Origin of the sequence: Acidovorax bellezanensis, from assembly GCF_025421555.1 — a bacterium.
In the GTDB taxonomy this organism is placed as follows: Bacteria; Pseudomonadota; Gammaproteobacteria; order Burkholderiales; family Burkholderiaceae_C; genus Comamonas; species Comamonas bellezanensis.
The window spans coordinates 68,352-90,739 of the sequence record NZ_JAODYH010000003.1 but is presented as its reverse complement, the minus strand read 5'-3'; the positions used below and the strand labels follow the sequence as shown (position 1 = coordinate 90,739).

Annotated in this window: 22 protein-coding genes, 1 tRNA gene and 1 pseudogene; 6 read left to right on the top strand and 18 right to left on the bottom strand. The window is 63.5% G+C overall.

Going from position 1 to position 22,388, the window contains the following annotated elements:
* From darT to N0K08_RS04015, 3 genes are all read left to right on the top strand, one after another.
* Positions 1 to 684: a type II toxin-antitoxin system toxin DNA ADP-ribosyl transferase DarT gene (gene darT, locus N0K08_RS04025; protein ID WP_261498751.1), complete on the top strand. Its 684-nt coding sequence runs from the start codon at positions 1 to 3 to the stop codon at positions 682 to 684.
* A gap of 2 nt (positions 685 to 686) precedes the next feature.
* Positions 687 to 1,742 carry a type II toxin-antitoxin system antitoxin DNA ADP-ribosyl glycohydrolase DarG gene (gene darG, locus N0K08_RS04020; protein ID WP_261498750.1) on the top strand — a complete coding sequence of 352 codons (1,056 nt, stop codon included), beginning with the start codon at positions 687 to 689 and terminating at the stop codon, positions 1,740 to 1,742.
* 91 nt (positions 1,743 to 1,833) lie between these two features.
* Positions 1,834 to 2,511: a hypothetical protein gene (locus tag N0K08_RS04015; RefSeq protein ID WP_261498748.1), complete on the top strand. Its 678-nt coding sequence runs from the start codon at positions 1,834 to 1,836 to the stop codon at positions 2,509 to 2,511.
* A 196-nt stretch (positions 2,512 to 2,707) separates the two neighbouring features.
* Here N0K08_RS04015 and N0K08_RS04010 read toward each other — a convergent pair whose 3' ends face one another.
* The 8 genes and pseudogenes from N0K08_RS04010 to N0K08_RS03975 form a co-directional block, all read right to left on the bottom strand.
* On the bottom strand, positions 2,708 to 3,391 hold the full coding sequence (locus N0K08_RS04010) for a hypothetical protein (RefSeq protein WP_261498747.1): 684 nt from the start codon (positions 3,389 to 3,391) through the stop codon (positions 2,708 to 2,710).
* Complete coding sequence (locus N0K08_RS04005; protein ID WP_261498745.1) at positions 3,366 to 4,010, bottom strand: hypothetical protein; 645 nt, start codon at positions 4,008 to 4,010, stop codon at positions 3,366 to 3,368. The genes N0K08_RS04010 and N0K08_RS04005 overlap by 26 nt, the downstream gene beginning before the upstream one ends.
* Positions 4,007 to 6,007, bottom strand: a pseudogene (locus tag N0K08_RS04000) (DUF3987 domain-containing protein). The gene N0K08_RS04005 and the pseudogene N0K08_RS04000 overlap by 4 nt, the downstream one beginning before the upstream one ends.
* Positions 6,008 to 6,444: 437 nt before the next feature.
* Positions 6,445 to 6,714 carry a hypothetical protein gene (locus tag N0K08_RS03995; RefSeq protein WP_261498744.1) on the bottom strand — a complete coding sequence of 90 codons (270 nt, stop codon included), beginning with the start codon at positions 6,712 to 6,714 and terminating at the stop codon, positions 6,445 to 6,447.
* 12 nt (positions 6,715 to 6,726) lie between these two features.
* Complete coding sequence (locus N0K08_RS03990) at positions 6,727 to 7,014, bottom strand: helix-turn-helix transcriptional regulator (protein WP_261498743.1); 288 nt, start codon at positions 7,012 to 7,014, stop codon at positions 6,727 to 6,729.
* A gap of 96 nt (positions 7,015 to 7,110) precedes the next feature.
* Positions 7,111 to 7,752 (bottom strand): hypothetical protein, encoded by a 642-nt coding sequence (locus tag N0K08_RS03985; RefSeq protein WP_261498742.1) that lies wholly within the window; start codon positions 7,750 to 7,752, stop codon positions 7,111 to 7,113.
* A 118-nt stretch (positions 7,753 to 7,870) separates the two neighbouring features.
* Positions 7,871 to 9,088 carry a tyrosine-type recombinase/integrase gene (locus N0K08_RS03980; protein ID WP_261498741.1) on the bottom strand — a complete coding sequence of 406 codons (1,218 nt, stop codon included), beginning with the start codon at positions 9,086 to 9,088 and terminating at the stop codon, positions 7,871 to 7,873.
* Positions 9,089 to 9,264: 176 nt separating this feature from the next.
* Positions 9,265 to 9,349, bottom strand: a tRNA-Leu gene (locus tag N0K08_RS03975).
* Positions 9,350 to 9,390: 41 nt separating this feature from the next.
* On the opposite strand from N0K08_RS03975, the gene cysM reads away from it, so the two are divergent.
* The 3 genes from cysM (at position 9,391) to N0K08_RS03960 (ending at position 11,164) form a co-directional block, all read left to right on the top strand.
* Positions 9,391 to 10,296 (top strand): cysteine synthase CysM, encoded by a 906-nt coding sequence (cysM, locus tag N0K08_RS03970; RefSeq protein ID WP_261498739.1) that lies wholly within the window; start codon positions 9,391 to 9,393, stop codon positions 10,294 to 10,296.
* Between the two features lie 64 nt (positions 10,297 to 10,360).
* Positions 10,361 to 10,909 carry an NUDIX hydrolase gene (locus N0K08_RS03965; RefSeq protein ID WP_261498738.1) on the top strand — a complete coding sequence of 183 codons (549 nt, stop codon included), beginning with the start codon at positions 10,361 to 10,363 and terminating at the stop codon, positions 10,907 to 10,909.
* A 27-nt stretch (positions 10,910 to 10,936) separates the two neighbouring features.
* On the top strand, positions 10,937 to 11,164 hold the full coding sequence (locus N0K08_RS03960) for a sulfurtransferase TusA family protein (RefSeq protein WP_261498737.1): 228 nt from the start codon (positions 10,937 to 10,939) through the stop codon (positions 11,162 to 11,164).
* Between the two features lie 175 nt (positions 11,165 to 11,339).
* On the opposite strand, the gene galU is transcribed toward N0K08_RS03960, so the two are convergent.
* The 10 genes from galU to hemC all read right to left on the bottom strand — a co-directional run bounded on the left by galU (position 11,340) and on the right by hemC (position 22,335).
* Positions 11,340 to 12,230: a UTP--glucose-1-phosphate uridylyltransferase GalU gene (gene galU / locus N0K08_RS03955; protein ID WP_261498736.1), complete on the bottom strand. Its 891-nt coding sequence runs from the start codon at positions 12,228 to 12,230 to the stop codon at positions 11,340 to 11,342.
* A 70-nt stretch (positions 12,231 to 12,300) separates the two neighbouring features.
* A complete protein-coding gene (locus N0K08_RS03950) occupies positions 12,301 to 15,210 on the bottom strand; it encodes a valine--tRNA ligase (RefSeq protein WP_261498734.1) in 2,910 nt (969 codons plus the stop codon).
* Positions 15,211 to 15,356: 146 nt separating this feature from the next.
* Positions 15,357 to 15,983 (bottom strand): VOC family protein, encoded by a 627-nt coding sequence (locus N0K08_RS03945; protein ID WP_261498733.1) that lies wholly within the window; start codon positions 15,981 to 15,983, stop codon positions 15,357 to 15,359.
* 159 nt (positions 15,984 to 16,142) lie between these two features.
* Positions 16,143 to 16,718 carry a YceI family protein gene (locus N0K08_RS03940; protein ID WP_261498732.1) on the bottom strand — a complete coding sequence of 192 codons (576 nt, stop codon included), beginning with the start codon at positions 16,716 to 16,718 and terminating at the stop codon, positions 16,143 to 16,145.
* Positions 16,719 to 16,762: 44 nt separating this feature from the next.
* Entirely contained in the window at positions 16,763 to 17,332 is a 570-nt protein-coding gene (locus N0K08_RS03935; protein WP_261498731.1) for a YceI family protein, read from the bottom strand.
* A 53-nt stretch (positions 17,333 to 17,385) separates the two neighbouring features.
* Positions 17,386 to 17,970: a cytochrome b gene (locus tag N0K08_RS03930; protein ID WP_261498730.1), complete on the bottom strand. Its 585-nt coding sequence runs from the start codon at positions 17,968 to 17,970 to the stop codon at positions 17,386 to 17,388.
* A gap of 175 nt (positions 17,971 to 18,145) precedes the next feature.
* On the bottom strand, positions 18,146 to 19,429 hold the full coding sequence (locus N0K08_RS03925) for a heme biosynthesis HemY N-terminal domain-containing protein (protein WP_261498729.1): 1,284 nt from the start codon (positions 19,427 to 19,429) through the stop codon (positions 18,146 to 18,148).
* Positions 19,430 to 19,452: 23 nt separating this feature from the next.
* Complete coding sequence (locus N0K08_RS03920) at positions 19,453 to 20,577, bottom strand: uroporphyrinogen-III C-methyltransferase (RefSeq protein ID WP_261498728.1); 1,125 nt, start codon at positions 20,575 to 20,577, stop codon at positions 19,453 to 19,455.
* Entirely contained in the window at positions 20,567 to 21,379 is an 813-nt protein-coding gene (locus N0K08_RS03915) for a uroporphyrinogen-III synthase (protein ID WP_261499637.1), read from the bottom strand. Before N0K08_RS03915 ends, N0K08_RS03920 begins: the two co-directional genes overlap by 11 nt.
* A 17-nt stretch (positions 21,380 to 21,396) precedes the next feature.
* Positions 21,397 to 22,335, bottom strand: coding sequence for a hydroxymethylbilane synthase (gene hemC / locus N0K08_RS03910; RefSeq protein WP_261498727.1), 939 nt, complete (start codon positions 22,333 to 22,335; stop codon positions 21,397 to 21,399).
* Positions 22,336 to 22,388 lie beyond the last annotated feature (53 nt).

Genomic DNA, 22,388 nt, shown 5'->3' with positions numbered 1-22,388 from the left:
ATGCCCATTCCACAGCCCGTTCGCCTGTTCCACATCACGGCCATCGACAACTTGCCTGCGCTGTGCCGTGCCGGGGCGTTGCTCTCCAAAACTCAGGGCGCGGCGGCAGGTGTGGCCTACCAGAACATCGCCCACGATGGCGCGCAAAGGGCGCGGGCCGCCAAGCTGGTGGCATTGCCGCCGCGCGGCTCGGTGCACGACTATGTACCGTTTTACTTTGCGCCGCGCTCACCCATGCTCAGTGCTATCCACCACGGCCGGGTGGTGGACTGCGCGCTTCAACAGCAAGACATCGTGCACTTAGAGACCACGGTGGACAGAGTGACGGCGGGCGGTACCCCGTTCGTTTTCTATGACCGCAATGCAACGCTGGCCTATAGCAGACCGTACGACGATGTGGAGCAGTTGGCCGATGCAGTGGCGTGGGACTTGATCACCGCGCCACCCGCATTGGACGGGTTTTGCAAGTATTTCCACAACCAGCACCAGAACGAACGGTACGTGGACCGAAGGGAGCGGCGCATGGCCGAGTTCTTGGTTCATGGACGGGTGCCACTCGGGGTTCTCACTCGCGTGGGCGTGTGCAATGCCCCGCAGGCCCGGGCGGTTCAAGCCATTTTGGATGCCGCAGGGGTACCATTGCAGGCTGAAGTAAAGACCGACTGGTACTTTTTGGGCCAGTAACCATGACCATCCACACCACTTACGGCGATTTGTTAAAGCAGGACGATGTTGACGCGATTGTCAACACGGTTAACTGCGTGGGGGTCATGGGCAAAGGCATTGCGCTGCAGTTCAAGAACAAGTGGCCCGCTAATTTTGCGGCCTATCATGCCGCCTCCAAGTCGGGCCAGGTGCGGCCAGGCCGCATGATGGTGTTTGATGCGGGAGCCTATGCCCAGCCGCACTTCATCATCAACTTTCCCACCAAAGACCATTGGCGCGGCAACTCGCAGCTTGCATTCATTGAGGACGGCCTCAAGGATTTGGTGGCGCAGGTGCGTGCGCTGGATATTCAATCGTTGGCTATTCCGCCTTTGGGTTGTGGCAACGGTGGGCTGGATTGGCGTGATGTGAAGCCGCTGATCGAAGCAGCGTTCGCTGATATGCCAGAAGTGGAGGTGCGGTTGTTTGAGCCGGGAGCCCCCCCTGCCGCCAAAGACATGATGGTTCTTACCCATCGCCCCAAGATGACGGCCGGACGTGCTGCGATTTTGAAGTCCATCGATACCTACCGCGATCTGGACTATGGCCTGACCAAGATCGAAGTCCAGAAACTCGGGTACTTCTTGCAGGTGGCCGGTCAGGATTTGAGGCTGCGCTTTGAAAAGCACCTCTACGGCCCATATTCTGACCAACTGCGCCACGCACTACAGCGCATGGAGGGGCATTTCATTGTGGGCTTGGGCGATGGCTCTGTCGATTCCGAAATCGCGCCGACCCGGGATGCACTGGCCGAGGCCGAGGTATTTTTGGCTGAGCAGGGCGATGCTGAGATGGCGGACCGCCTGGGGCGCCTGCAGCGTTTAATTGATGGTTTCCAGTCGCCCTACGGTATGGAGCTGCTCTCCACTGTGCATTGGGTAGCTGCGCAGGAAGGTGCAGGTCAGTCACCGCAGACGGCGCTGGCGGCATTGCAGCAGTGGAACGCGCGCAAGAAAAAGCTGATGCGTGCGGAGCATGTAGACGCGGCCTGGGATCGATTGGCAGAGCAAGGTTGGATCAAAGAAGTAGCTGTGTAAATAGCTTGCCAGCATGACCAAGGCCGCCGGCGCCATCACCCTCGCCGCACCCTGTTGCGGAGCCCGCTACGCCTATCCCCGGTACACGTCCATGAACTTTACAGCCTGGGCGCACTGGACGGACGGTTGGCGCGACCGCTCATTGATGCCCAATGATGAGGGCCTGCGGCGGTGTACCTGCGGACAATTCTTCCTGCTCAAGGACATGAAGGCCGACAAGGAAGGTGGCGCTGCTGGGGGCGAAGGCTTGCCAAGCACGTTGGCCGTCCAGGACGAACAATTGCCGGAGTGTTTTGCTTCACCGGTCAGCGCGGAGGTGGAAGTCGCCGCCCGGCTCGGTTATTGGCGGTATCTGAACCATGGCTATCGCAGAGACTATGTGGCGCATCGCGATGCGGAGGAAGCCGCCACGCGGGCGGCGTGGCTCGCACAAAACTCGGATCGGCGCACTTGGTGGAATCGCCTGCTCAGGCGCCCAGTGCCCCGCTACAGCAGGCCCGAGGGCAGTCCCTTCACCTATCCGCCATACGAGCCCAACCCGGAGCAATTGGCGAACATGGAGCTCCTGTGCGAGCTTTTGCAGCCATCAGGGCCAGTACCGCATGGACACACTTTGGAGCTGGCCGAGATCTACCGGGCCCTGGGCCGCTTTGATGGGGCCCGCGCCGTGCTGCAGGCGATGGCCCCAAAGGATTTCGGCACACCTGGTCGGTTGATTGCGCAGATGGTCGAGGAAAAAGAGCGCGCGCCGATGCGGTATGCGATGTGAGCTTTGAGTGGCAAGCGACGGATGCTTGAAGTTTGTTCGGGGACAGGCTGCTCAGGTCAGGATTGCTCGCAATGGTGCTTGCTAGAACTGATCCAGTAGACGCTGCTGCTCTTGTAGCCCTGCATTGAATCGTCGGCGGATGTCTTGCATTGCACGCCAGACCCCACCCTTGAACGCATTGCGCGACACCACGGCTTTACCGGCTGCGCTTGTCGGTCCGGTGGATTGGAGCCAGGGCTTTTGCTTCCTGATGCGCGCTGCCTGCTGCGCTCGGCGTTCCGGTGTCCAGCCATTGCTGTTGGTCATGGTTCAGCTCCTTCAGTTTGTTTTTTTGAAAATTTGTTTCCCGTGTGCCCGTGGGGGAGGTCGGCAGTCCGTTATTGATCTGCTGCGGGCCAGTGGTCACGTTGGCCTGCTTGGCATAGACGACTGGCGGGTTCTTGATGTTGGCCAGGGTTTCAAGGGTGGCGCGGCACTGGCTTTGGGCTTTGAGCGCCAGGCGCAGTGCCGTTTCCTGTTGGCGCAGCAAACTCGCTTGCAGGCCGGTCTCCGTCAGCTTCACGAACAGCGACTGCAGGGCTGTGGCCTGATTCATCAGCATGGCTTCTGCTGCCCGAAGATCGCCTTTTTGTACCGCTTTCGTCTGCGCGCGCAGGGCGTCGATCAAAGCTGGCGTGTCCAGCTGATCCATCAGCTCCTGGCGCTCGCGGTTGGTGATGACCCGAAAACTGGCCATCTCCGGCGAGATCATCAAGTTGGCAAAATTCAGGGCACTTTCTTCCGGTGTGTTCCCGTCAAAACTGAGAACCTCTTTGCGTGCCAAGCGTTGGGGAGAGGGATTGCTCACAAGTGAGTCAGATTTCTTTTTGCGGTCGCTCATCAGTTTGCTCCTTGTTCATGGGGAATCCGGCGCAGCGTTGTAGCTGCCGTGTCAGTTCACCTGGTAGATATGCATCTGCTGCTCTCAGGGTCACGCCTGCCACCAGCCCATTGCCACAGCGCCAGCGTCCAATTCCACCTTGAAGGTGACGGCATTCCAGGCACAGACGACGGTCGTCCGTCTCGCGATCACGCTGCACCAGCGTGTCAGCGAGGGCCTCTGCATCGGCAAAGCGCAGCCCCATGCGGGTGAAGCGCTCCAGCCGCCGGGTGAAAGTGTCGATCTCAAGCGCGTTCATGGCTGTGCTGCCGGGCCAGCAACCATGATCGGGGTCTGTCGTCTGCACGCTGGCGCTGTCGGCCTCATTCAGGGCTTGGGATGTGGTCTGGGAGGTCGCCGCCGCCGTCGCCGAGGACGCAGGCTCCCGTGTGACGTGCATGGAAGAAAATTCAGGTTTTTTAAGGTCGGGCTCAGGGTCGTTGGCTGCGCCTGCAACTACCGTTGTTTTTCGCGAAAGCCCAGGAATGGACGCTACGAACGCTACGTTGGGGGTATTCGTAGCGTTTGTAGCGTGTGCTTCTGGGGCGTTTTCTGTTTTCAGTCGTGCGAGCCACTTCATTGCAGGCTCCCTGCACGCAGCTCGGGGTGCACCAGATAGCGTTTGCTGTCGCGTCTTCCGGGCACAACGACCACTTCTTTGTATAGCCAGCCGTAATCGACCAGCAGGTCCGCCGCCTTGTGAACAGCATCTGTCGCACCCAGTCCGGCCCAATGCTTCACGGCGACCTCCCTTGGCGTGAAGCTCTCGCACAGCAGGCCGTTGGCATCGGTCAATTTGCCCGTTTTGATCTTGGTCAGCAGGGTTGCCGCTCCAGTTGTTTCGGGCATGACCGCTGCTGCGTACAAGCGCTCGGCATGGCTGCGCAGATACTCCCCCCATGCCAATGCCCGCGTCAGTTCGCGCTTGTGGATCACGTTGGCACTGTCTGGGGTATCAACGAGGGCGAAGATCAGCGCCAGCGCGGGAATCAGCTTGCGGTACTTGGAAAGGTGCGACACCAGCGCCGGGTGCAGCTCATTGCCGCGAATCTCGTTCTCGAATGGCACCATCCATTCTTCAAAGATGGCCTGTGCCTCGGTGCTGAAACGCCACTCCATCGCCGTGTCGTCGTTGGCGGGTTGCAGTTGATTCAAGCGCTCGAATACGTCCCAAGCCGCTTGCCGCGCCTGCGTGTCGGGCTCACGGTCAACATAGGCAAACTCGCGATGGATGTCTGGCCATACGGTCAGTCCAAAGCGTTGCAACAGGCCATCGTCGCCTGCGCCACCTGCCACGGCCTCGCGAACGTAGCTTTGTACCTTGCCCGGCTGAATACCGCCCAACATGGCGAGGCAGACACGCGGCACATACGATTCACCGCGCCCAATGCGATCCACTGCATGGCCTTGGTTGCCGTCGTAGCCCGTGAGGTAAAAGCCGCGCGCGCCTTCCTGCCCTTGCTTATCCATGCTGCACAGCAGGCCGTGCATTTCATCGCGGTACACCAGGGTGCCCCATTCGTTGGTCACCAGCAGGTCTGCCAACTTTTCCACGGTGGCGTCGTTGACGACATAGCGGCGCATGGTCGGCTTGGTCGGGGTGTCGGAGGGCTGCAGCAGTGCACGCGCTGCCGCCGGGTCTTTGGCTGCAAGGCCCTTGGCCTGGCGCTCGTTGGCCACGTCAGCCAGGGCCGACACCTAGCAATCGAGCTCCCATGCATCGTGCGCTACCTGCCACAGCTCGCGCTCGGCCTTCTCCAGTTGGTGCAAAGGCTTCAAGACTTCGGCGAGGGCCGGCGACTTCATCACGCCGGGTCTGCCGACGACGGCTCCCCACAGGTTGGGCACCACGGCCCAGTCGTCGTGCGCCTTGGGTTTGACCACGGCGCGCGCGCCGATGAGGCTGGACAGTGCCACGATGGCTCCCACCGCAGTGAAGTCCGGCGGGCACTGCATTCGCTCGGCGATGTCAGTTACCCAGCCGCGCAGTGCAAAGGGCAAAAGCGCCAGATCAAACGCTGCCACCGGTGGCAAACCATCTGGCAGTGGGGTCGGATCAGGCCATGCGCCAGAGTTTCCCGAGTCGTTCGCATCGGCATCTTCAGCGACTGCTGGCGCGGTTGCTTTTTCAAAGCACTGGCGCACGACTGTCACGCCGGCAAACTGATACAGGTCGTTGAAGTCGGTTGCCTTGTCAGGGCGGTCGGTGCCAAAAACGGGCACAGCCAGAAACCCGTTCACCGCCAGCGCTGCCGCCGAGGCTTTGACCAGGCCGGGGTTGCCCTCGGTCAGGTGGTCGTCGTCGGCTGCAACGATGATCTTCAGCTCCGGGTACTTGCTGCGCAGCGCCAGCGCCACCTCCTGCACGTTGCCTGCGTTGAAGGCCACGGCCACGGCATGTCCGGTGCATTCGTGGATGGAGGCGCCGGTAGCGAAACCTTCGGCAACGACAACAGCGCCAGCGGGTTTTCCAATGGCGTGATAGCAGCCCTTGATGCGTCCGCCGGAATGGAAGCGCTTGGTGCCATCAGTGGCAATGGTTTGCAAGCTGTGCAGCGTGCCTGCCGTGTCGCGCATGGGAACCAGCAGACGCTCGCCAAACTCGCGGACCCCATGAGGCTGCACACCCTTGCGTGCCAGGTACACATGATCGGCCGTGGCTGGTGCAGCCTGGGCCCACAGTGCCGCCGCTGCATGGCTTGCATCGTGCTGGCGCTGCACTTGGTCGGCATTGCGCTGCGCCTGCAACGCCTTGATGCGCTGGCGGTGGACTTCTTGCTCGGCTTGGGTCATGTCGGTGTCTGACTTGCCGCACCATATTTGTGTCAGCCCTTCACGCCAGCAGCCGAAGGAGCCCGCAGGAACGCCATCACCGTGCAATGCATACCAGCCATCCTTGTTGCTAGGTTTTCCGTTGCTGCTGAACCGGTGGAGTGCGCCATCGTCTTCGATTGGGTCCGGCGGGCTGATGCCTGCCGCAGCAATGGCGGCCCGGAAATGGTCGATATGGGGGCTCATTGCGCACCCCCCATCTGCACCAGGTACTGAATTGCAGCGGTCAGGTCGGGCAGGGCGCGATTCACGCCCCACTTGGCCGCTATGTACATGCCTGCACCGTTTGCTGGGTTGTTGCGGGTGAGGGTGTGGGCTGCCAGGGCAAAGCGGGTCGTCAGGGCTGCAATTGCCTTGCAGGTGCTGGAGGCGTCCGGTACGATGCCCCCGTCTGTGTCGCCTGCCGTGGAGTTCGAGCTCCCGGCGGGCTTTTTTTCGTCTGTGCGGTGCATGGGCTATGCCCTTTACGCTGCAGCCTGGGCGGCGATCCAAGCGCGCACCTCGCCGACCTTAAAAGCAGTGACGCGCTCGGACAACTTGATGGGTTTGGGGAACGTGCCCGCCTTCACCTTGCGCCACAGCGTAGGGGCGCTGAATGGCAATGGTGCCGTGGTGTAGGGGCGCTTGGGGCTGCGAACCAGGTCAGCCTCGCGCAGCAGAGCGCTATCGGGCAGCTGGTCGAAGACGGACGTGGTGATGACAGGGAGAGCGGCTTTGGTTGGTGCTTGGTTGGGCGCGAGTTTGGACGACATGTCTTGCCTTTTTGTGATGGAAGACTTGACTTTCCGGCATTGCTCGTCGCCTTTGAAGACCGCCTTGCGGCAGCACTTACAACCTGCTGGCAGGAGTTACGGTGTGCCGGTAGAGGGGAGTTTTTTCCATTGACCCACCCAGTTGCGTGCCGTCCGGAATTCCACTGGCGCGACCTTGACTGCAATGGCTTTTGCAGCTGAATCCATACTTTTAAATCTGGCCATATTTGCATCCAGCCATGCAAATACTTCCGCCTTCATTGCTCGGTTCTCCTGGTGTCTTGAGTCCAAACCGAGAGCGGACTGGCTATGTACTGTCTTGACCGAAGTTCGGCCTTGGAGGCAACCTAAAAAATAGTTGGATTCGACCACATGCGACCAGATTTCATCCTCAGGGCGCTCTTCTACATCAGCGATGATGGTTTTTGCAAAAAACGCACATGAGGCAACGTAGAGCACCAGCCGTATCGCCGTTTCTTGGCCGGCCTTGCCAATCTGTTTTCCACTGGTGTAATGCTTTAGCTCTTCCGCATCACTTATCCACTTGCGAATTTCATTCGCGCTCTTCTCTCTACGTAGTTGTGGATCCAAAAACGAGATTTTGAAATCCGACTCATCTCGCTCAGGAAGCAGCAAACGATGCATTGCTATCAGCCTTGTAAACAGCGAATTTTTTGCGAGGGATAGCGGTGTGAAGTCATCATTGACCTCAATGTTTTCTGTAATTTTTTTTGTCATGTTTTTCAATCACACCGCCCCAAAATAGAAAGCCAGCGCCATTCGGTGAGGGTTTCCCGGTTTTCGCCATGGAAGATGAGTCGATAGCTCGGGATGGCTCAAAAACTGTCTACTGTGCCTACGCAATTTTGAGATGGATCACATCTGCACCCACGCGCAGCTTGTCCAGGTAGTCCGCCCAGCGCTGCATCATTTCCCGCCGTGCAGGTAGGTGTGCTGTGCGGTTGTAGGCCCGCCCGTTCACGTCTTTGACCGCGTGCGCCAGTTGGTGCTCGATCAAGTCAACCCGCTCGCCCAGTACCTCATCCATGATGGTGCGCGCCGTGGCCCGAAAGCCGTGGGCGCTGTGCACCTCTTTGGCGTAGCCCATACTGCGCAGGGCCGCATTGATGGTGTTCTCGCTCATGGGGCGTTCGCCGGTGCGCAGGCTGGGGAAAACAAACTTGCCATGTCCGGTGGCTGGGTGTATGTCTTGCAGCAGCGCCAGCGCCTGGGTAGACAGCGGCACGATGTGATCTGTCTTCATCTTCATCTTGGCGCCAGGGATGCGCCACTCGGCTGTTTCCAGGTCTATCTCGGCCCATTCCATGGTGCGCAGCTCGCCGGGCCTCACAAACACCAGGGGCGTCAGTCGCAGCGCTGTGACGACGTTGGGGTGGCCGCTGTAGGCGAATATGGAGCGCAACAAGTCGCCCAACAGCTTTGGTTCGGTGATGGCTGCAAAGTGGCTTGGAGCGGCTTTGGCCAGAGAACCCTTGAGGTCTTGGGTGATGTCACGCTCTGCTGCGCCAATGGCCACGGCATAGCGGAACACCTGCCCAGTCACCTGCTTGACCCGGTGAACGCTGTCCAGAGCGCCGCGTGCTTCCATCTTCCGCAACGCGGTCAGTACGTCACGCGGCCCGATGGCCGACATGGGCATGGCGCCAATGAAGGGGATCACGTCCTTTTCCAGCCAGGAGGTGATTTTGTTCTGTGTGGTGGGTGCACGCTCGGCGGCCGTCTTGGTCAGCCAGTCGCGCGCGACAAGTGCAAACGTGTGTGCCGCAGCGTCCGCTTTGGCTTGTTTTTCCTCACGCTTGGCGATGCTGGGGTCTATCCCGTCTGCCAGCTGCTCGCGCGCCTTCTCACGTCGTTGGCGGGCTTTGGCCAGGGAGACCTCGGGGTATACGCCCAGCGCCAGCGTTTTGCGCTTGTCGGCAAAGCGGTAGTCCATGCGCCAGTACTTGCCACTTGGGTTGATCAGCAAATACATGCCGCCACCGTCTGTGTGCTTGTCGCCTGACGACTTGCCGGTGTGCTTCGTGTTCTTGGTGAAAGTATCTGTGAGTGCCATGCATCCCCCGCTGACGGTATGTCGAGTGGCGGTATCTGGGGCATACCGTCAGAAGTACCGTCTTTTTGACGGTATGTCATGGTAGCCAGTGAGATGCGATGAGGCAAAGAAAAACCCGCTACACCTATGAGATGTAGCGGGTTTGATCCGTCTAGAGTCTGCTTGAGACTATAAGATGGTGCCCGGGGCCGGAATCGAACCGGCACACCTTTCGGTGGGGGATTTTGAGTCCCCTGCGTCTACCAATTTCACCACCCGGGCTGTAATTTGCGCAGTGCCGAATTATGGCACATTTGAGCTCTATGAAAACGTATTTGACCATCGAAGACGCAATTGGCCAGACGCCCCTGGTTGCGCTGCAACGTATTGGGGCCCAAGAGAACCAGGTACGCGGCAACGTGGTGCTGGGCAAGCTGGAAGGCAACAACCCGGCCGGCTCGGTCAAGGACCGGCCTGCGGTGTCCATGATCCGGCGTGCCGAAGAGCGCGGCGAGATCAAGCCCGGCGACACGCTGATCGAGGCGACTTCCGGCAATACCGGCATTGCGCTGGCCATGGCGGCGGCCATCAAGGGCTACCGCATGGTGCTGGTGATGCCCGAGGATTTGTCCATCGAGCGTGCGCAGACCATGAAGGCCTATGGCGCCGAGCTGGTGCTCACGCCCAAGAGCGGCGGCATGGAATACGCGCGCGACCTGGCCGACCAGATGGTTGCCCAGGGCAAGGGCCGGGTGCTCGATCAGTTTGCGAATCCCGACAACCCGCGCTCCCACTATGAGACCACGGGCCCCGAGCTGTGGGAGCAGACCGGCGGCGAGATCACCCACTTTGTCAGCGCCATGGGCACGACGGGCACGATCACCGGCGTGGCCAAGTACCTCAAGGAAAAGAACCCCGCGATCCGCATCATCGGCGCCCAGCCCAATGAAGGCTCGCGCATTCCCGGCATCCGCAAGTGGCCCGAGGAATACCTGCCCAAGATCTACGACGCGTCGCTGGTCGATGAGCTGGTCTACGTGAGCCAGGACGATGCCGAGGAAATGTGCCGCCGCATGGCGCGCGAGGAAGGCATTTTTGCAGGCATCTCGGCCGCCGGGGCCTGCTGGGTCGCGCAGGAGATTGCGCAGCGCGAAAAAAATGCGACCATCGTGTTTGTGGTCTGCGATCGCGGCGACCGCTACCTGTCCACCGGCGTGTTCCCGGCTTGAACCAGCCCCGCTGCGGTTTTCGCAGCGCGTGCGCGCCTTTTTTCGTCTTTTGGGAATGGTTTGCATGCACTACGAAACCCGTTTTTGCAGCCACTGCGCGACGCCGTTGCAGTGGTTGATGGTGGCTGAAGACGGCGGCGAGGTGTCGCGTCTGCGCTGCCCGGCCTGCGGCTTCACGCACTGGAACAACCCCACGCCGGTGCTCGCGGCCATCGTCGAGTACGAAGGCCGGGTGCTGCTGGCGCGCAACGCCGCCTGGCCCGAGAAAGTGTTCGGTCTGATCACCGGCTTTATGGAGGCCGGCGAGTCGCCCGAGCAGGGCATTGCGCGCGAAGTGCTCGAAGAGACCGGGTTGGTGGTGCAGTCGCACCAGTTGATCGGCGCCTATGAGTTCCTGCGCATGAACCAGGTCATCATTGCCTACCATGTGCACGCCACGGGGCAGGTGCAGCTGTCGCCCGAATTGCTCGAGTACCGCCTGATCGCGCCCGAGAAGGTGCAATGCTGGCCCGCAGGCACGGGGATGGCGCTGGCGACCTGGCTGCGCAGCCAGGGCCATGAGCCGGAAGTGATCGATTTCTGGCGCCGCGGCGAGAGCCAGCAGGCAGCCTAAAATGTATTGATTGCTTCAGGAAGACCCATGGATATTCACAAAGAAATCGACACCCGGGGGCTCAATTGCCCGTTGCCCATCCTCAAGGCCAAGAAAGCCCTGGCGGAGATGGCCAGCGGCCAGTTGCTCAAGGTGGTGTCCACCGACACCGGCTCGCTGCGTGACTTTCAGGCCTTTGCCAAGCAGACCGGCAACGAGCTGGTCGAGCAGCAGACGCTGGGCAGCGATTTCATCCACGTGCTGCGCCGGCGCTGAGCGCGGGCGGCGGGCTGCTGCCAATCAGTTTGCATCACCCGCAGCCTATGAAACTGGCGTGTCCCAGGCCAGGGACACCGAGCAAGGGCCGCCCCGCAGCGATGGTGTCGTCCCTGGCCGGGCGCCCCCCTCCACCGAAGGATGAGAGGGGGAAGCGGCGCAGCCGCTCAGGGGGTCAGAGCGTCAGCGACTTCAAATACGCGCGGAACTCGTCGCCCACCTGTGGGTGCTGCAGGGCCAGTTCGACCGTGGCCTGCAGAAAGCCTTCCTTGCTGCCGCAATCGTAGCGCTTGCCCTGGTACTGGAAGGCGTAGACGGCTTCGTGTTCCATCAGGCGCTCGATGGCGTCGGTGAGCTGGATTTCTCCGCCCACGCCCTTGGGCTGGTTGCGGATCTCGCGGAAGATGCCTGGCGTGAGCACATAGCGCCCGGCCACGCCCATGCGCGAAGGCGCGTCTGCCGGGGCCGGCTTTTCCACGATGCGGTCGATGCGCATCAAGGCGCCGCCCGCGGGTTCGCCCGCGACGATGCCGTAGCGCTTGACCTGGTCCAGCGGCACTTCCTGCACGGCCAGCAATGAGCGGCCCTGTTTCTTGAAGGCTTCGGTCATCTGGGCCAGCACGGGCTTGCCGCCTTCGGGGCCGACCATGAGGTCGTCCGCGAGAATCACCGCAAACGGCTCGTCGCCGACCAGCGCTTCGGCGCACAGCACGGCATGGCCCAGGCCCAGCGAGCGGTTCTGGCGCACAAAGGCGCAGTGCATGTCGTCCGGCAGGATGGAGCGCACCAGTTCCAGCATTTCCTGCTTGCCAGCCGATTCGAGCTCATTCTCGAGCTCGTAGGCAGTGTCGAAATGGTCTTCGATGGCGCGCTTGCTGCGGCCGGTGACGAAAATCATGTGGCGTATGCCGGCGGCATAGGCTTCTTCCACGGCGTACTGGATCAGCGGCTTGTCGACCACGGGCAGCATTTCCTTGGGCGATGCCTTGGTGGCCGGCAAGAAGCGCGTGCCCAGGCCGGCGACAGGAAACACGGCCTTGCGCACAGCGGTGGTGATGGGGGGCATGTTCTTCCTCTGTAGAGCGGTGAAGCGCCACCGGCGGCAGCGCCAGGCGCTGCCACCGGAGGTCAGGGCATCAGCCCAGACGGGCGAGTTGGTCGCGCAGGCGGGCCAGCGTGGCGCCGAATTCGGCGACGCGCTTTTTCTCCTGTTCGATCACGGCGGGAGGCGCCTTGGCGACGAAAGCTTCGTTGCCCAGCTTCACGTTGGCGCGGGCAATCTCGCCTTCCACGCGTGCGGCTTCCTTGGCCAGGCGGATCTTTTCGGCGGCCACGTCGATTTCGATGAACAGGCACAGGCGGATGTCACCGACCACGGCCACGGGCGCGGCCTGGGCGGCGGCAGCCCATTCGGCGTCGTCGTCAAACACCTTGACTTCGCTGAGCTTGGCCAGGGCCTGCAGCACGGGCGCCACGGTGCGCAGGAAGGCGCTTTCCTCGGCATTGCCGGCCACGGCGAACAGCGGCACGCGCTGGGCGGGCGACACGCTCATCTCGCCGCGCAGCGTGCGGCAGGCATCGACCATGGACTTGATGCGCGCCACATGGGCGATCGCGGCCTCGTCGATCTTCTCGGGCTGGGCTTCGGGGTAGCGCGCAATGCTCACCGACTCGCCGGGCAGGCCGGCGACGGGGGCCACCTTCTGCCACAGTTCTTCGGTGACGAACGGGATGATGGGGTGGGCCAGGCGCAGGATGGCTTCAAGCGTGCGGATCAGCGTGCGGCGCGTGGCGCGCTGCTGGGCCGCATTGCCCTGCTGGATCTGCGTCTTGGCGATTTCCAGGTACCAGTCGCAGAACTCGTTCCAGACGAATTCGTAGAGGACATGGGCCACGTTGTCGAGGCGGAATTCGGCAAAGCCCTTGGCGATGTCGGCTTCGACCTTCTGCAGCGCCGACGTGATCCAGCGGTCGCACTGGCTGAACTCCATGTAGCCTTCCATGGCGCCGCCGCTCTGGCATTGCTCCTTGGTGTGGGCTTGCAGGCCGCAGTCCTGGCCTTCGCAGTTCATCAGCACGAAGCGGCTGGCGTTCCAGAGCTTGTTGCAGAAGTTGCGGTAGCCTTCGCAGCGCTTGCTATCGAAGTTGATAGCACGGCCCAGCGAGGCCAGCGCGGCAAAGGTGAAGCGCAGCGCATCGGCGCCGTAGGCCGGAATGCCTTCGGGGAATTCCTTTTGCGTGTTCTTGCGCACCTGGGGGGCGGTCTCGGGGCGGCGCAGGCCGACCGTGCGCTTGTCCAGCAGGGCGTCAAGCGCGATGCCGTCGATCAGGTCGACCGGATCGAGCACGTTGCCTTCGGACTTGGACATCTTCTTGCCCTGGGAGTCGCGCACCAGGCCGTGCATATAGACATGCTTGAACGGCACGCGGCCGGTGAAGTGCTTGGTCATCATGATCATCCGGGCAACCCAGAAGAAAATGATGTCGTAGCCGGTCACCAGCACCGAGGAGGGCAGGTAGAGGTTGAAGTCGTCGTCGGCGGCGTCGGTCTGGTTGGGCCAGCCCATGGTGCTGAACGGCACCAGGGCCGCGGAGTACCAGGTGTCGAGCACGTCTTCGTCGCGGCGCAGCGTCTTGCCCGGGGCCTTGGCCTGGGCTTCGGCTTCGTCGCGGGCGACGATGATGTTGCCGTCCTCGTCATACCAGGCCGGGATCTGGTGGCCCCACCACAGCTGGCGCGAGATGCACCAGTCCTGGATGTTGTTCATCCACTGGTTGTAGGTGTTGACCCAGTTTTCGGGCACGAACTTGACTTCGCCCGAAGCCACGGCTTTGATCGCCTTGTCGGTGATGGACTGGCCCGTGGGGTCGCCTTCGCCGACCTTGCTCATGGCGATGAACCACTGGTCGGTGAGCATGGGCTCGACCACCTGGCCGGTACGCGTGCAGATCGGCACCATCAGCTTGTGCTTCTTGGTGTCGACCAGCAGGCCGGCGGCATCGAGGTCGGCAACAATGGCCTTGCGGGCCACGAAGCGGTCCATGCCGCGGTATTTTTCCGGCGCTTCGTCGTTGACGGTGGCTTGCAGCGTCAGCACCACGATCATCGGCAGCTTGTGGCGCTGGCCGACCTGGTAATCGTTGGTGTCGTGCGCGGGCGTGACCTTGACCACGCCGGTGCCGAATTCCTTGTCGACATAGCTGTCGGCAATGATAGGGATCTCGCGGCCGACCAGGGGCAGCGTCACGGTCTTGCCGATCAGGTGGGCGTAACGCTCGTCTTCGGGGTGGACCATCACGGCCACGTCGCCGAGCATGGTTTCAGGGCGGGTGGTGGCCACCACCAGCTGGCCCGAGCCGTCGCTCAGCGGATAGGCGATGTGCCACATCCAGCCGTCTTTTTCTTCGCTTTCCACTTCCAGGTCGGACACGGCCGACTGCAGCTTGGGATCCCAGTTCACCAGGCGCTTGCCACGGTAGATCAGGCCTTGCTCATAGAGGCGCACGAAAGTCTCGTTGACCACGCTGGACAGCTTGGGGTCCATGGTGAAGTACTCGCGCTCCCAGTCCACGCTGTCGCCCATGCGGCGCATCTGCGTGGTGATGGTGTTGCCCGACTGCTCTTTCCACTCCCAGACCTTGCTGACGAAGTTCTTGCGCGCCTCGAAGGGCGTGGCGCCCATGTCGTGGCGGCTGATGCCTTGCTCCTGCAACTGGCGCTCGACCACGATTTGCGTGGCGATGCCCGCATGGTCGGTGCCCGGCACCCAGGTGGTGTTGAAGCCCTTCATGCGGTGGTAGCGCGTGAGGGCATCCATGATGGTCTGGTTGAACGCATGGCCCATGTGCAGCGTGCCGGTCACATTGGGTGGCGGCAGCTGGATGGAGAACGAAGGCTGGCTGGCATCGGGCTTGCCCGTGCCGCGCACGCCGCCCGCGCCATAACCGCGCTTTTCCCACTCGGGCCCCCAATGGGCTTCAAGGGCCGCAGGTTCAAAGGATTTGGAGAGGCTGTCGAGGCCCGGCTGTGCAATGGATTCGCTCATGGAGGGGGTGCCAACGCAAACGGCACCCTTAAGAGGATGCCGTCCACAGGGTTAATAGATGACGGATTGGCACTGATTTTACCGACCCCGTCGGACTGCGGGTGCGGCATGTCGAATACCCGGCACAAACCGGTCCGCGCGGGGGGTCAGGCTGCGCTGCTGCCCGGTGTGAATTCGGGTCTGTCGTTGCTCTGCGGCTTGAGTGGTTCGGCGGTCTTGCCGGCCGCGCGCTCCTGGCGCCATTGCTGCTTGCGCGCGGTCCATTCGGCCAGGCGCGCGTGGGCCGTGGTGCTCTCCTTGGCCATTTGCACCGCGTCGGCGAGCTGGGCCGACAGCTCCAGGCGGATGCCGTTGGGGTCGAAGAAGTAGATGCTCTTGAAGATGTGGTGGTCGGTTACGCCCAGCACTTCGACGCCGTGGGCCTGCAGGCGGATCTTGGCGTTCTCCAGTTCTTCGACGGTGTTGACGCGAAAGGCAATGTGGTTGACCCAGGCCGGCGTATTGGGCGAAGGCTCGGCCGCGACGTCGTCGCCCAGATCGAAGAAGGCGATGAAGGAGCCATCCTGCAGGCGAAAGAAGAAGTGGGTGTAAGGGCAGTACTCGCCCGTGCTGGGCACGTAGTCGCTCTGGATGATGTGGTACAGCGGCAGGCCCAGGATGTCTTCATAGAAGTGGCGCGTTTCTTCGGCGTCACGTGCCTTGTAGGCGAAATGGTGCAGCTGCTGGATGGGGGCGGCAGGCGGCAGCGCGGACAGGGAAGGATGGACGGCCATGGTGTCTCCTTGAAAAAGTTTTATCCATTTTAAATGAATTCACCTAAACGTAATTTTTAAATATCCAGATCGGTGTCGGGTGCTCGCGTTGCGCAATAAAAAAGGCCGGTACCTCTTGCGAAGTACCGGCCTCGGTCGGGGTCAGGCCCCCGGGGTGAATTACTGCTTCACGGCTTCGATCTGCAGCACCAGGCGCACCTGCTTGGAGAAGCCCCAGTCCACGCCGTAGTTCACGCCGAAGGCCGTGCGGTCGATGGTGGTCTCGAAGTCGCCGCCGCAGACTTCACGCTTTTGCAGCATGGGGCTGGGGTAGCAGTTGAACTTGTTGGCCTTGAGGGTCACAGCCTGGGCCTTGTCCAGCAGGGTCAGCTGACCGGTGACTTCCTTGAGCTTGTCGCCGTCGAACACGAACTTGTCCGACACGAACTTGGCCGTGGGGAATTGGGCCACGTTGAAGAGGTCGGCGCTTTGCAGGTGCTTGTCAAAGCCGGCCGTGCCCGAGTTCACCGAAGTCATGTCCAGCACCACTTCGACCTTGCCGGTCTTGCCTGCGCGGTCGAATTCCACGGTGCCTTGCTTCTTGTCGAAGCGCACGCGGTTGGTGGTCGCGCCCATGTGGTCGATTTCGAACGTCGCGAAAGTGTGCGTGGGATCGATGGCGTAGGTCGCGGGGGCGGCCTGGGCAGCGGTGGCCAGCAGGCTGGCGGCGGCGATAGCGAAAAGCGTGGTGCGCATGCGAAAGAACTCCGGTAAAGAAAAAGGCAGAGAAAGAGAAAAAATCAGAGCTTGCCGACGCCGCTCAGTGCGAGCTTGAACTGGACTTGCACGTCGTCGGCGACCATGGAGGTGTCGCTCCAGTCGCCTTCGCCGATCTTGAAGGCCAGGCGCTTGATCGGCAGGGTGCCGGCAGCGATGGTGGTGGCGCCGTTTTGCGTCAGCGTCACGGGCAGGCTCACGTCTTGCGACTGGCCCTTGATGCTCAGCTTGCCCTGAACCTGATATTTTCCGCCGCCCAATGGCTTGACGGCGGTGGAGGCAAAAGTGGCCTGGGGGAAGCTGGCCACGTTGAACCAGGGGGCCTTGGGCATTTCAGCGTCGGTTTCCTTGGCGCCCATGGTGGCGCTGCCGGTGGCGACGGTGAACTGGATCTTGCTGGCTTCGGGCTTGGCCGTGTCGAACTGCACCTGGGCGGAAAACTGCTTGAACTGGCCTTGCAGCGGTACGCCCATCTGCTTGATGGTGAAGCCCACCGAGCTTTGGGCCGGCACCAGTTGTTGCTGGGCCCAGGCGGCGGGAGCCAGGACGGCACCGGCCAGTGCAATGGAGGAAACCAGGAAACGCAAAGTCATGAAGAAACTCCCGACATTCAAAAAAACAAGAAAAGGCAAAGCTGTTGGGGCGCTCAACCGCGCTGGCCGGGCAGCATGCGCTGCATCAGGCCGTCACGGTCGATGAAATGGTGCTTCAGGGCCGCGGCAATGTGCAAAACAATCAGCGCGGCCAAGGCGTAGGCGCTCCACTGGTGCAGGGGCTTGAGCAGTTCCGCCAGGGATTCGCTGGCCGGCACCCAGTCGGGCAGCGGCACCAGGCCCAGGAAAACGATGGGAAAGCCCGCGGCCGAGCTGTAGGCCCAGCCCAGCAGCGGCACGGCAAAGAACAGCGCATACAGCGCCACATGCGTGGCGTGGTGGGCCGTCTGCTGCCAGGCGGGCATGGCGGCTTGCATGCTTGCGGGCAGCGCCGGCGGGCGGTGGCTCAGGCGCCAGCCCAGGCGCAGCAGGCTCAGCAGCAAAATCGAGACGCCCAGCCACTTGTGCCAGTTGTAGAGCTTGAGACGCAGCGGCGAGAACGACAGGCTGACCATGTACAGGCCCATGCCGATGGCGGCGATCAGGGCCAGGGCCAGGATCCAGTGCAGCAGCTTGGCGGTACCGGTGTAGCGGGTGGGAGCGGCGGATTGCGCAGCGAAAGAAGAGGTGGATGGCATAACTGGGAGAAGGGCGGGGCCGGATGGCAGGCTGATTCCCAGTGTATGAAGCGCGGACCTGAAAAGAGTTCAGTGAGATTGATGTCTGAATTCAAAAAAAATGAACTTAGCATCGTGCCGTCTCCCCCTCTGCCGCTGAGAGGGGGGCGGAGGCCGGCCATCCGGCGTCAGCGGCTCAGGGGGTGAGGGCCACCGCCGCTTGCTTCCAGGCCGCGGCCGCGGCTTCGCTGTCGTTGCGGTGTTCTGCCATGCGGGCCAGTTGCTGCCAGGCCTGGGCGCGCAGGGGGCCGGGGCTCAGCTGCGGCGCGCACTGGTTCAGCAATTGCTGGGCCTTGCCCCAGAGCTGGCGCTGCACGCAGGCCATGCCGGCCAGGTATTGCAGCCGGGGCTCGCGCGGGTTGTCGCGGCAGGCGGCTTCGATGCGGGCCAGCCACTGGCTGTCCAGGCCGTCGAGGCACTCCTGCAGCGCCAGGACCAGGGTTTGCATCTGGCTGTCGCTCAAGGCATCCATGCGGGCCGTGGCGTGCTCCCACACGGGCAGCAGCCAGGCGCGTGCCTGCGCGACTTCGCCGCCCAGGCTGATCAGGCGGCGCGCTGCGGGGATGGCGATTTCGGGCATGGCGCGTTCCGCCGGGTCGAGCTCCAGCCACAGCTGCTGCAGCCGGGCCGTGTCGCGTGTGTCGTGGATCAGTTCCAGAACCAGCCCGCGCACGATGCTGGCCGAGGCGGCTGGCGAAAACGCGCGGTGCTTTGCCAGCATGCGCGCGGTTTCCAGCGCATGTTCGGTATGGCGCGCCAGGCGCGCGGCCTTGAGCTTGATGCGCAGGGCCAGCGTGCGCCGGGCCGCGCCCTGGGGCAGGGTGGCCAGGCGTTCCAGGGCCAAAGAGGCGTCGCGGTCGTCCAGCGCCCAGCGCGCGGAACGCATTTGCGCGCCTTCACGGGTTTCCTGCTCGACGGCCGTGCCGTTGAGCGGCGCGCATTCGAGCACCTGGGCCAGATGGACTTCGCGCTGGGCCTGGTCTTGCAGCGCATGCGAGCCTTCGGCGGCCACCAGGTGGGCGGTGGCGCGCAGCTGCCGGCCGTGGGGCACGGTGGCCGACATGGCGGTCAGGGATTCTTCCAGCGCCAGTGCGGCCAGCGCCGATTTGCGGGCGCGCAGAAAGCGCCCGGCCTGCAGGTGGGACAGCGCGTCGAGCAGGGCATGGTGCATGGCGCGCTCTTTTTGCTGCTCGCGCCAGCGGCGTGCCTGGCGCGGCAGCTGCAGCAGCACGGCCAGGCCGCGCAGGGCCGCGTACCACAGCACAAATGACGCCACCAGCAGCAGCAGCACCATGTTGAGCGACAGGTCGATACGGTAAGGGGGCCAGAACAGGGTGACCGATCCCTGGTTGTTGCCTACGAACAATGCCACCGCCACAGCGATGCCAAACAGGCCGATGAACCACAGTGCAGCGCGCATGGATGTTTCCTCGTCGTACGGGACTAGCGTCCGGCGGCCGCGGTGGCCAGCGCCGCCAGGGTCTCATCCAGGGAGGGCGGCTCGTTGTTCTTCAAATGGGATTGGATCTGCAGCAGCTGGGCCTGCGCCTGCTGGGTGCGGCGCGAGGCCGGGTCAAAGTACTTGCCTATCGCGTTGCTCGCGGTGGTGAGGTCGGCGCGCGCCGCGTCGAACTGGCGCGCCAGCACGCCCAGGCGCGCGTTGAGCAGCGTGAGCTTGAGGTTTTCGCGCAGGAAAAAGCCCTGGTCGGGCGACAGCAGCACGGCTTCGGGCTGGTCAATGCGGCTGACCCGCACCAGATCGTAGGCTTCTTCACGCACCACGTCCCAGCCGCGCGCGCCCCAGGCCTGCCACCAGGCCCAATCGGTGGGCGACAGGGCTGCGTCGGGTTCCGGCGACGGCTGCGGTGCGGCGCTGGCGCGGTTGTTTTTCCAGGCGCCGGGCGTGGCGACGGCGTTGAGCAGGCGCAGGTCGTCGACACTGCGCAGCAAGTCGTCGAGCCGGGTCAGCAGGCCGGCGGTATCGGTCACGGCCAGGCGCGACAGGCCTTCCAGATCGCGTTCTATGGCGTGCTGCACGGGCGTGAGCCGGGGCTGGGCCGTGCGTTCTATGCGTTGGGCGGCGCTGCGCAGGGCGGCCACCAGGGGTTCGGGGCTGCCGGTCAGCAGGGCTTGCTGCTGGGCCATGCGGATGGCGGCGTCAATGTCCACCACCAGGGTCTCGTCGCGGGTGCGCGACATGCCCTGGATCAATTCTTCGAGCTGGGTGCGCTGCAGCGCGACTTCGCCCACGCGGGCTTCCATCACCGAGATGCGCGCCGCGCTGTCGCGGGCCACGTCCTGGGCGTCGCGCGCCATGGTGCGCGCTTCGATCGCCTGGGTGCCCGAGTCGGCGCTCTGGCGCGCGAGCTGCTCCTGGATGCTGCTCAGCCGCTGCCACAGCATGCCGCTGCCAACCAGGGCCACGACGGCTACGGCGCCGACCAGGTACAGGACGACGGGGGAAGACGTGCGGGTCGCAGCGACGGCTGCCGCGGTTGTAGGTGCGGCAAAGGCCTGGGCCGAATGGGGCGCAGGGGAAGACTGGTCGTGGACGGCGTCAGAGCTCATGCGCTGATTCTATCGAGGCCACCACGTCATTGAGCGAAGGTCGGCATTCCACTACAAGTCCAAAGCCTGCATTGCGCGCGGCCGCGGCGATGCGCGGGTGAGTGGCGAGGGCGCGTGCCTGGCGCCAATCGGTGCCGGGCAGGGCCTGTTGCAAATTGACAACGGCCTCGGAGCTGCTGAACAGCCACAGCGCGCCGTCGCTGGCCGAGGCCAGTGCCAGTGCCTGGGCCGTGGGCGTGAGCTGGGGCGCGCGGCGTTGGTAGACGGCGATGAAGTCGACCTGGGCGCCGGCCTGGCGCAGCTGATCGGCCAGCCACTCGCGGCCTTGGCCAGCCGTACCCGATGCCGTGGCGCCGGCCTGGCTGCCGCGCACCAGCAGCACGCGGTCGCCGGGCTGGATTTGCGCGCGCACCTGGGGCCAAAGCGCTTCGGAGTCGAATTGCGCAGCATCGGCGGGCGGGCCGTCGATCTGCTCCAGCGGGATGCCCGCGGCCAGCAAGGCCTTGGCCGTTCCCGGGCCGGGCGACCAGGCCCGCGCGGGCGGCGCGATGCGCGCCGAGCCATCCGCCTGGTCGGCGAAAAAGTACTGCACGGCATTGCCGCTGACAAACATCAGCGCGCGGTAGTGGCCGGGCGTGGTGCTGTGGGCGCGCGCCTGCTGCAGCGCGGCGGGCGCGGGTTCGCAACTGCCGATATCGATCAGCGGCAGGGCGGTGGCGGCAAGGCCGTGGGCCTGCAGCTGCTCAACCCATAGCTGGGCGTCGGCCGCGGGGCGGGTGACGAGGACGCGGACCGGGCGCATGGCCTTGGGCACGCGGCTCAAGTGTTGGGAACCGACCGTGCGCCGCTGGCGCGCAGCTGGGCCGCGACGGATTCGCCCAGCGCTTCGGCCTGGGCCAGGGTGGTGACGGTGGCGTTGTCGTCCACCTGCACCAGGGCCAGTTGGCCGTCGAGGTCGCCCCAGGCGGCCTGCAGGTGCAACTGGTCGCCGTGCCAGACGCCGTGGGCGGCCAGAGGCATGGAGCAGCTGCCGCCCATGCTGCGGCTGACCGCACGTTCGGCGGCCACGCCCAGCCAGGTGGGCTGGTGGGCCAGCGGGGCCAGGGCGGCGATCAGGTCGGCGCGGTCGGCGCGCACTTCGATGCCCAAGGCGCCTTGACCGGCGGCGGGCAGCATGTCGTCGGTGGCGAAGGCGGTGCGGATGCGCTCGCCCAGACCCAGGCGCTTGAGGCCGGCCGCGGCGAGCACGATGGCGTCGTACTGGCCGTCGTCGAGCTTGCGCAAACGGGTGTCGAGGTTGCCGCGCAGCGGCGCGATCTTCAGGTCGGGGCGCAAGGCCTGCAGCAGCACCTGGCGGCGCAGGCTGGACGTGCCGACCGTGGCGCCCAGGGGCAGGTCGTCAAGGCTGGCGTAGTTGGGCGAGACAAAGGCATCGCGCGGATCTTCGCGCTCCATCACGCAGGCCAGCACAAAGCCTTCGGGCAGTTCCATGGGAACGTCCTTGAGCGAATGCACGGCGATGTCGGCGCGGCCTTCTTCCAGAGCGACTTCCAGTTCCTTGACGAACAAGCCCTTGCCGCCAACCTTGGACAGCGAGCGGTCGAGAATCTGGTCGCCCTTGGTGGTCATGCCCAGCAACGTCACCGTGTGGCCCAGGCTTTGCAGCCGGGCTTGCACATGCTCGGCCTGCCATATGGCCAGGCGGCTTTCGCGCGTTGCGATCACAAGGGGAGAATTGGGGGGTGTAGCGGTGTTCATGGCAGTGGCCTCAAGGCAACGGGGAATGCTAGCATGCTGCGCTGCAATAGATC

Coding starts and splice junctions, on each gene's coding strand:
- N0K08_RS03990 (WP_261498743.1), bottom strand. CDS start 7,014: ATGTCGTCCAAACTCGCGCCCAACCAAGCACCAACCAAAGCCGCTCTC.
- darT (WP_261498751.1), top strand. CDS start 1: ATGCCCATTCCACAGCCCGTTCGCCTGTTCCACATCACGGCCATCGAC.
- hemC (WP_261498727.1), bottom strand. CDS start 22,335: ATGAACACCGCTACACCCCCCAATTCTCCCCTTGTGATCGCAACGCGC.
- N0K08_RS03935 (WP_261498731.1), bottom strand. CDS start 17,332: ATGACTTTGCGTTTCCTGGTTTCCTCCATTGCACTGGCCGGTGCCGTC.
- N0K08_RS03965 (WP_261498738.1), top strand. CDS start 10,361: ATGCACTACGAAACCCGTTTTTGCAGCCACTGCGCGACGCCGTTGCAG.
- N0K08_RS03915 (WP_261499637.1), bottom strand. CDS start 21,379: ATGCGCCCGGTCCGCGTCCTCGTCACCCGCCCCGCGGCCGACGCCCAG.
- N0K08_RS03950 (WP_261498734.1), bottom strand. CDS start 15,210: ATGAGCGAATCCATTGCACAGCCGGGCCTCGACAGCCTCTCCAAATCC.
- N0K08_RS03940 (WP_261498732.1), bottom strand. CDS start 16,718: ATGCGCACCACGCTTTTCGCTATCGCCGCCGCCAGCCTGCTGGCCACC.
- N0K08_RS03945 (WP_261498733.1), bottom strand. CDS start 15,983: ATGGCCGTCCATCCTTCCCTGTCCGCGCTGCCGCCTGCCGCCCCCATC.
- N0K08_RS04010 (WP_261498747.1), bottom strand. CDS start 3,391: ATGAGCGACCGCAAAAAGAAATCTGACTCACTTGTGAGCAATCCCTCT.
- N0K08_RS03930 (WP_261498730.1), bottom strand. CDS start 17,970: ATGCCATCCACCTCTTCTTTCGCTGCGCAATCCGCCGCTCCCACCCGC.
- darG (WP_261498750.1), top strand. CDS start 687: ATGACCATCCACACCACTTACGGCGATTTGTTAAAGCAGGACGATGTT.
- cysM (WP_261498739.1), top strand. CDS start 9,391: ATGAAAACGTATTTGACCATCGAAGACGCAATTGGCCAGACGCCCCTG.
- N0K08_RS04015 (WP_261498748.1), top strand. CDS start 1,834: ATGAACTTTACAGCCTGGGCGCACTGGACGGACGGTTGGCGCGACCGC.
- N0K08_RS03995 (WP_261498744.1), bottom strand. CDS start 6,714: ATGCACCGCACAGACGAAAAAAAGCCCGCCGGGAGCTCGAACTCCACG.
- galU (WP_261498736.1), bottom strand. CDS start 12,230: ATGCCCCCCATCACCACCGCTGTGCGCAAGGCCGTGTTTCCTGTCGCC.
- N0K08_RS03985 (WP_261498742.1), bottom strand. CDS start 7,752: ATGACAAAAAAAATTACAGAAAACATTGAGGTCAATGATGACTTCACA.
- N0K08_RS03925 (WP_261498729.1), bottom strand. CDS start 19,429: ATGCGCGCTGCACTGTGGTTCATCGGCCTGTTTGGCATCGCTGTGGCG.
- N0K08_RS03960 (WP_261498737.1), top strand. CDS start 10,937: ATGGATATTCACAAAGAAATCGACACCCGGGGGCTCAATTGCCCGTTG.
- N0K08_RS04005 (WP_261498745.1), bottom strand. CDS start 4,010: ATGAAGTGGCTCGCACGACTGAAAACAGAAAACGCCCCAGAAGCACAC.
- N0K08_RS03980 (WP_261498741.1), bottom strand. CDS start 9,088: ATGGCACTCACAGATACTTTCACCAAGAACACGAAGCACACCGGCAAG.
- N0K08_RS03920 (WP_261498728.1), bottom strand. CDS start 20,577: ATGAGCTCTGACGCCGTCCACGACCAGTCTTCCCCTGCGCCCCATTCG.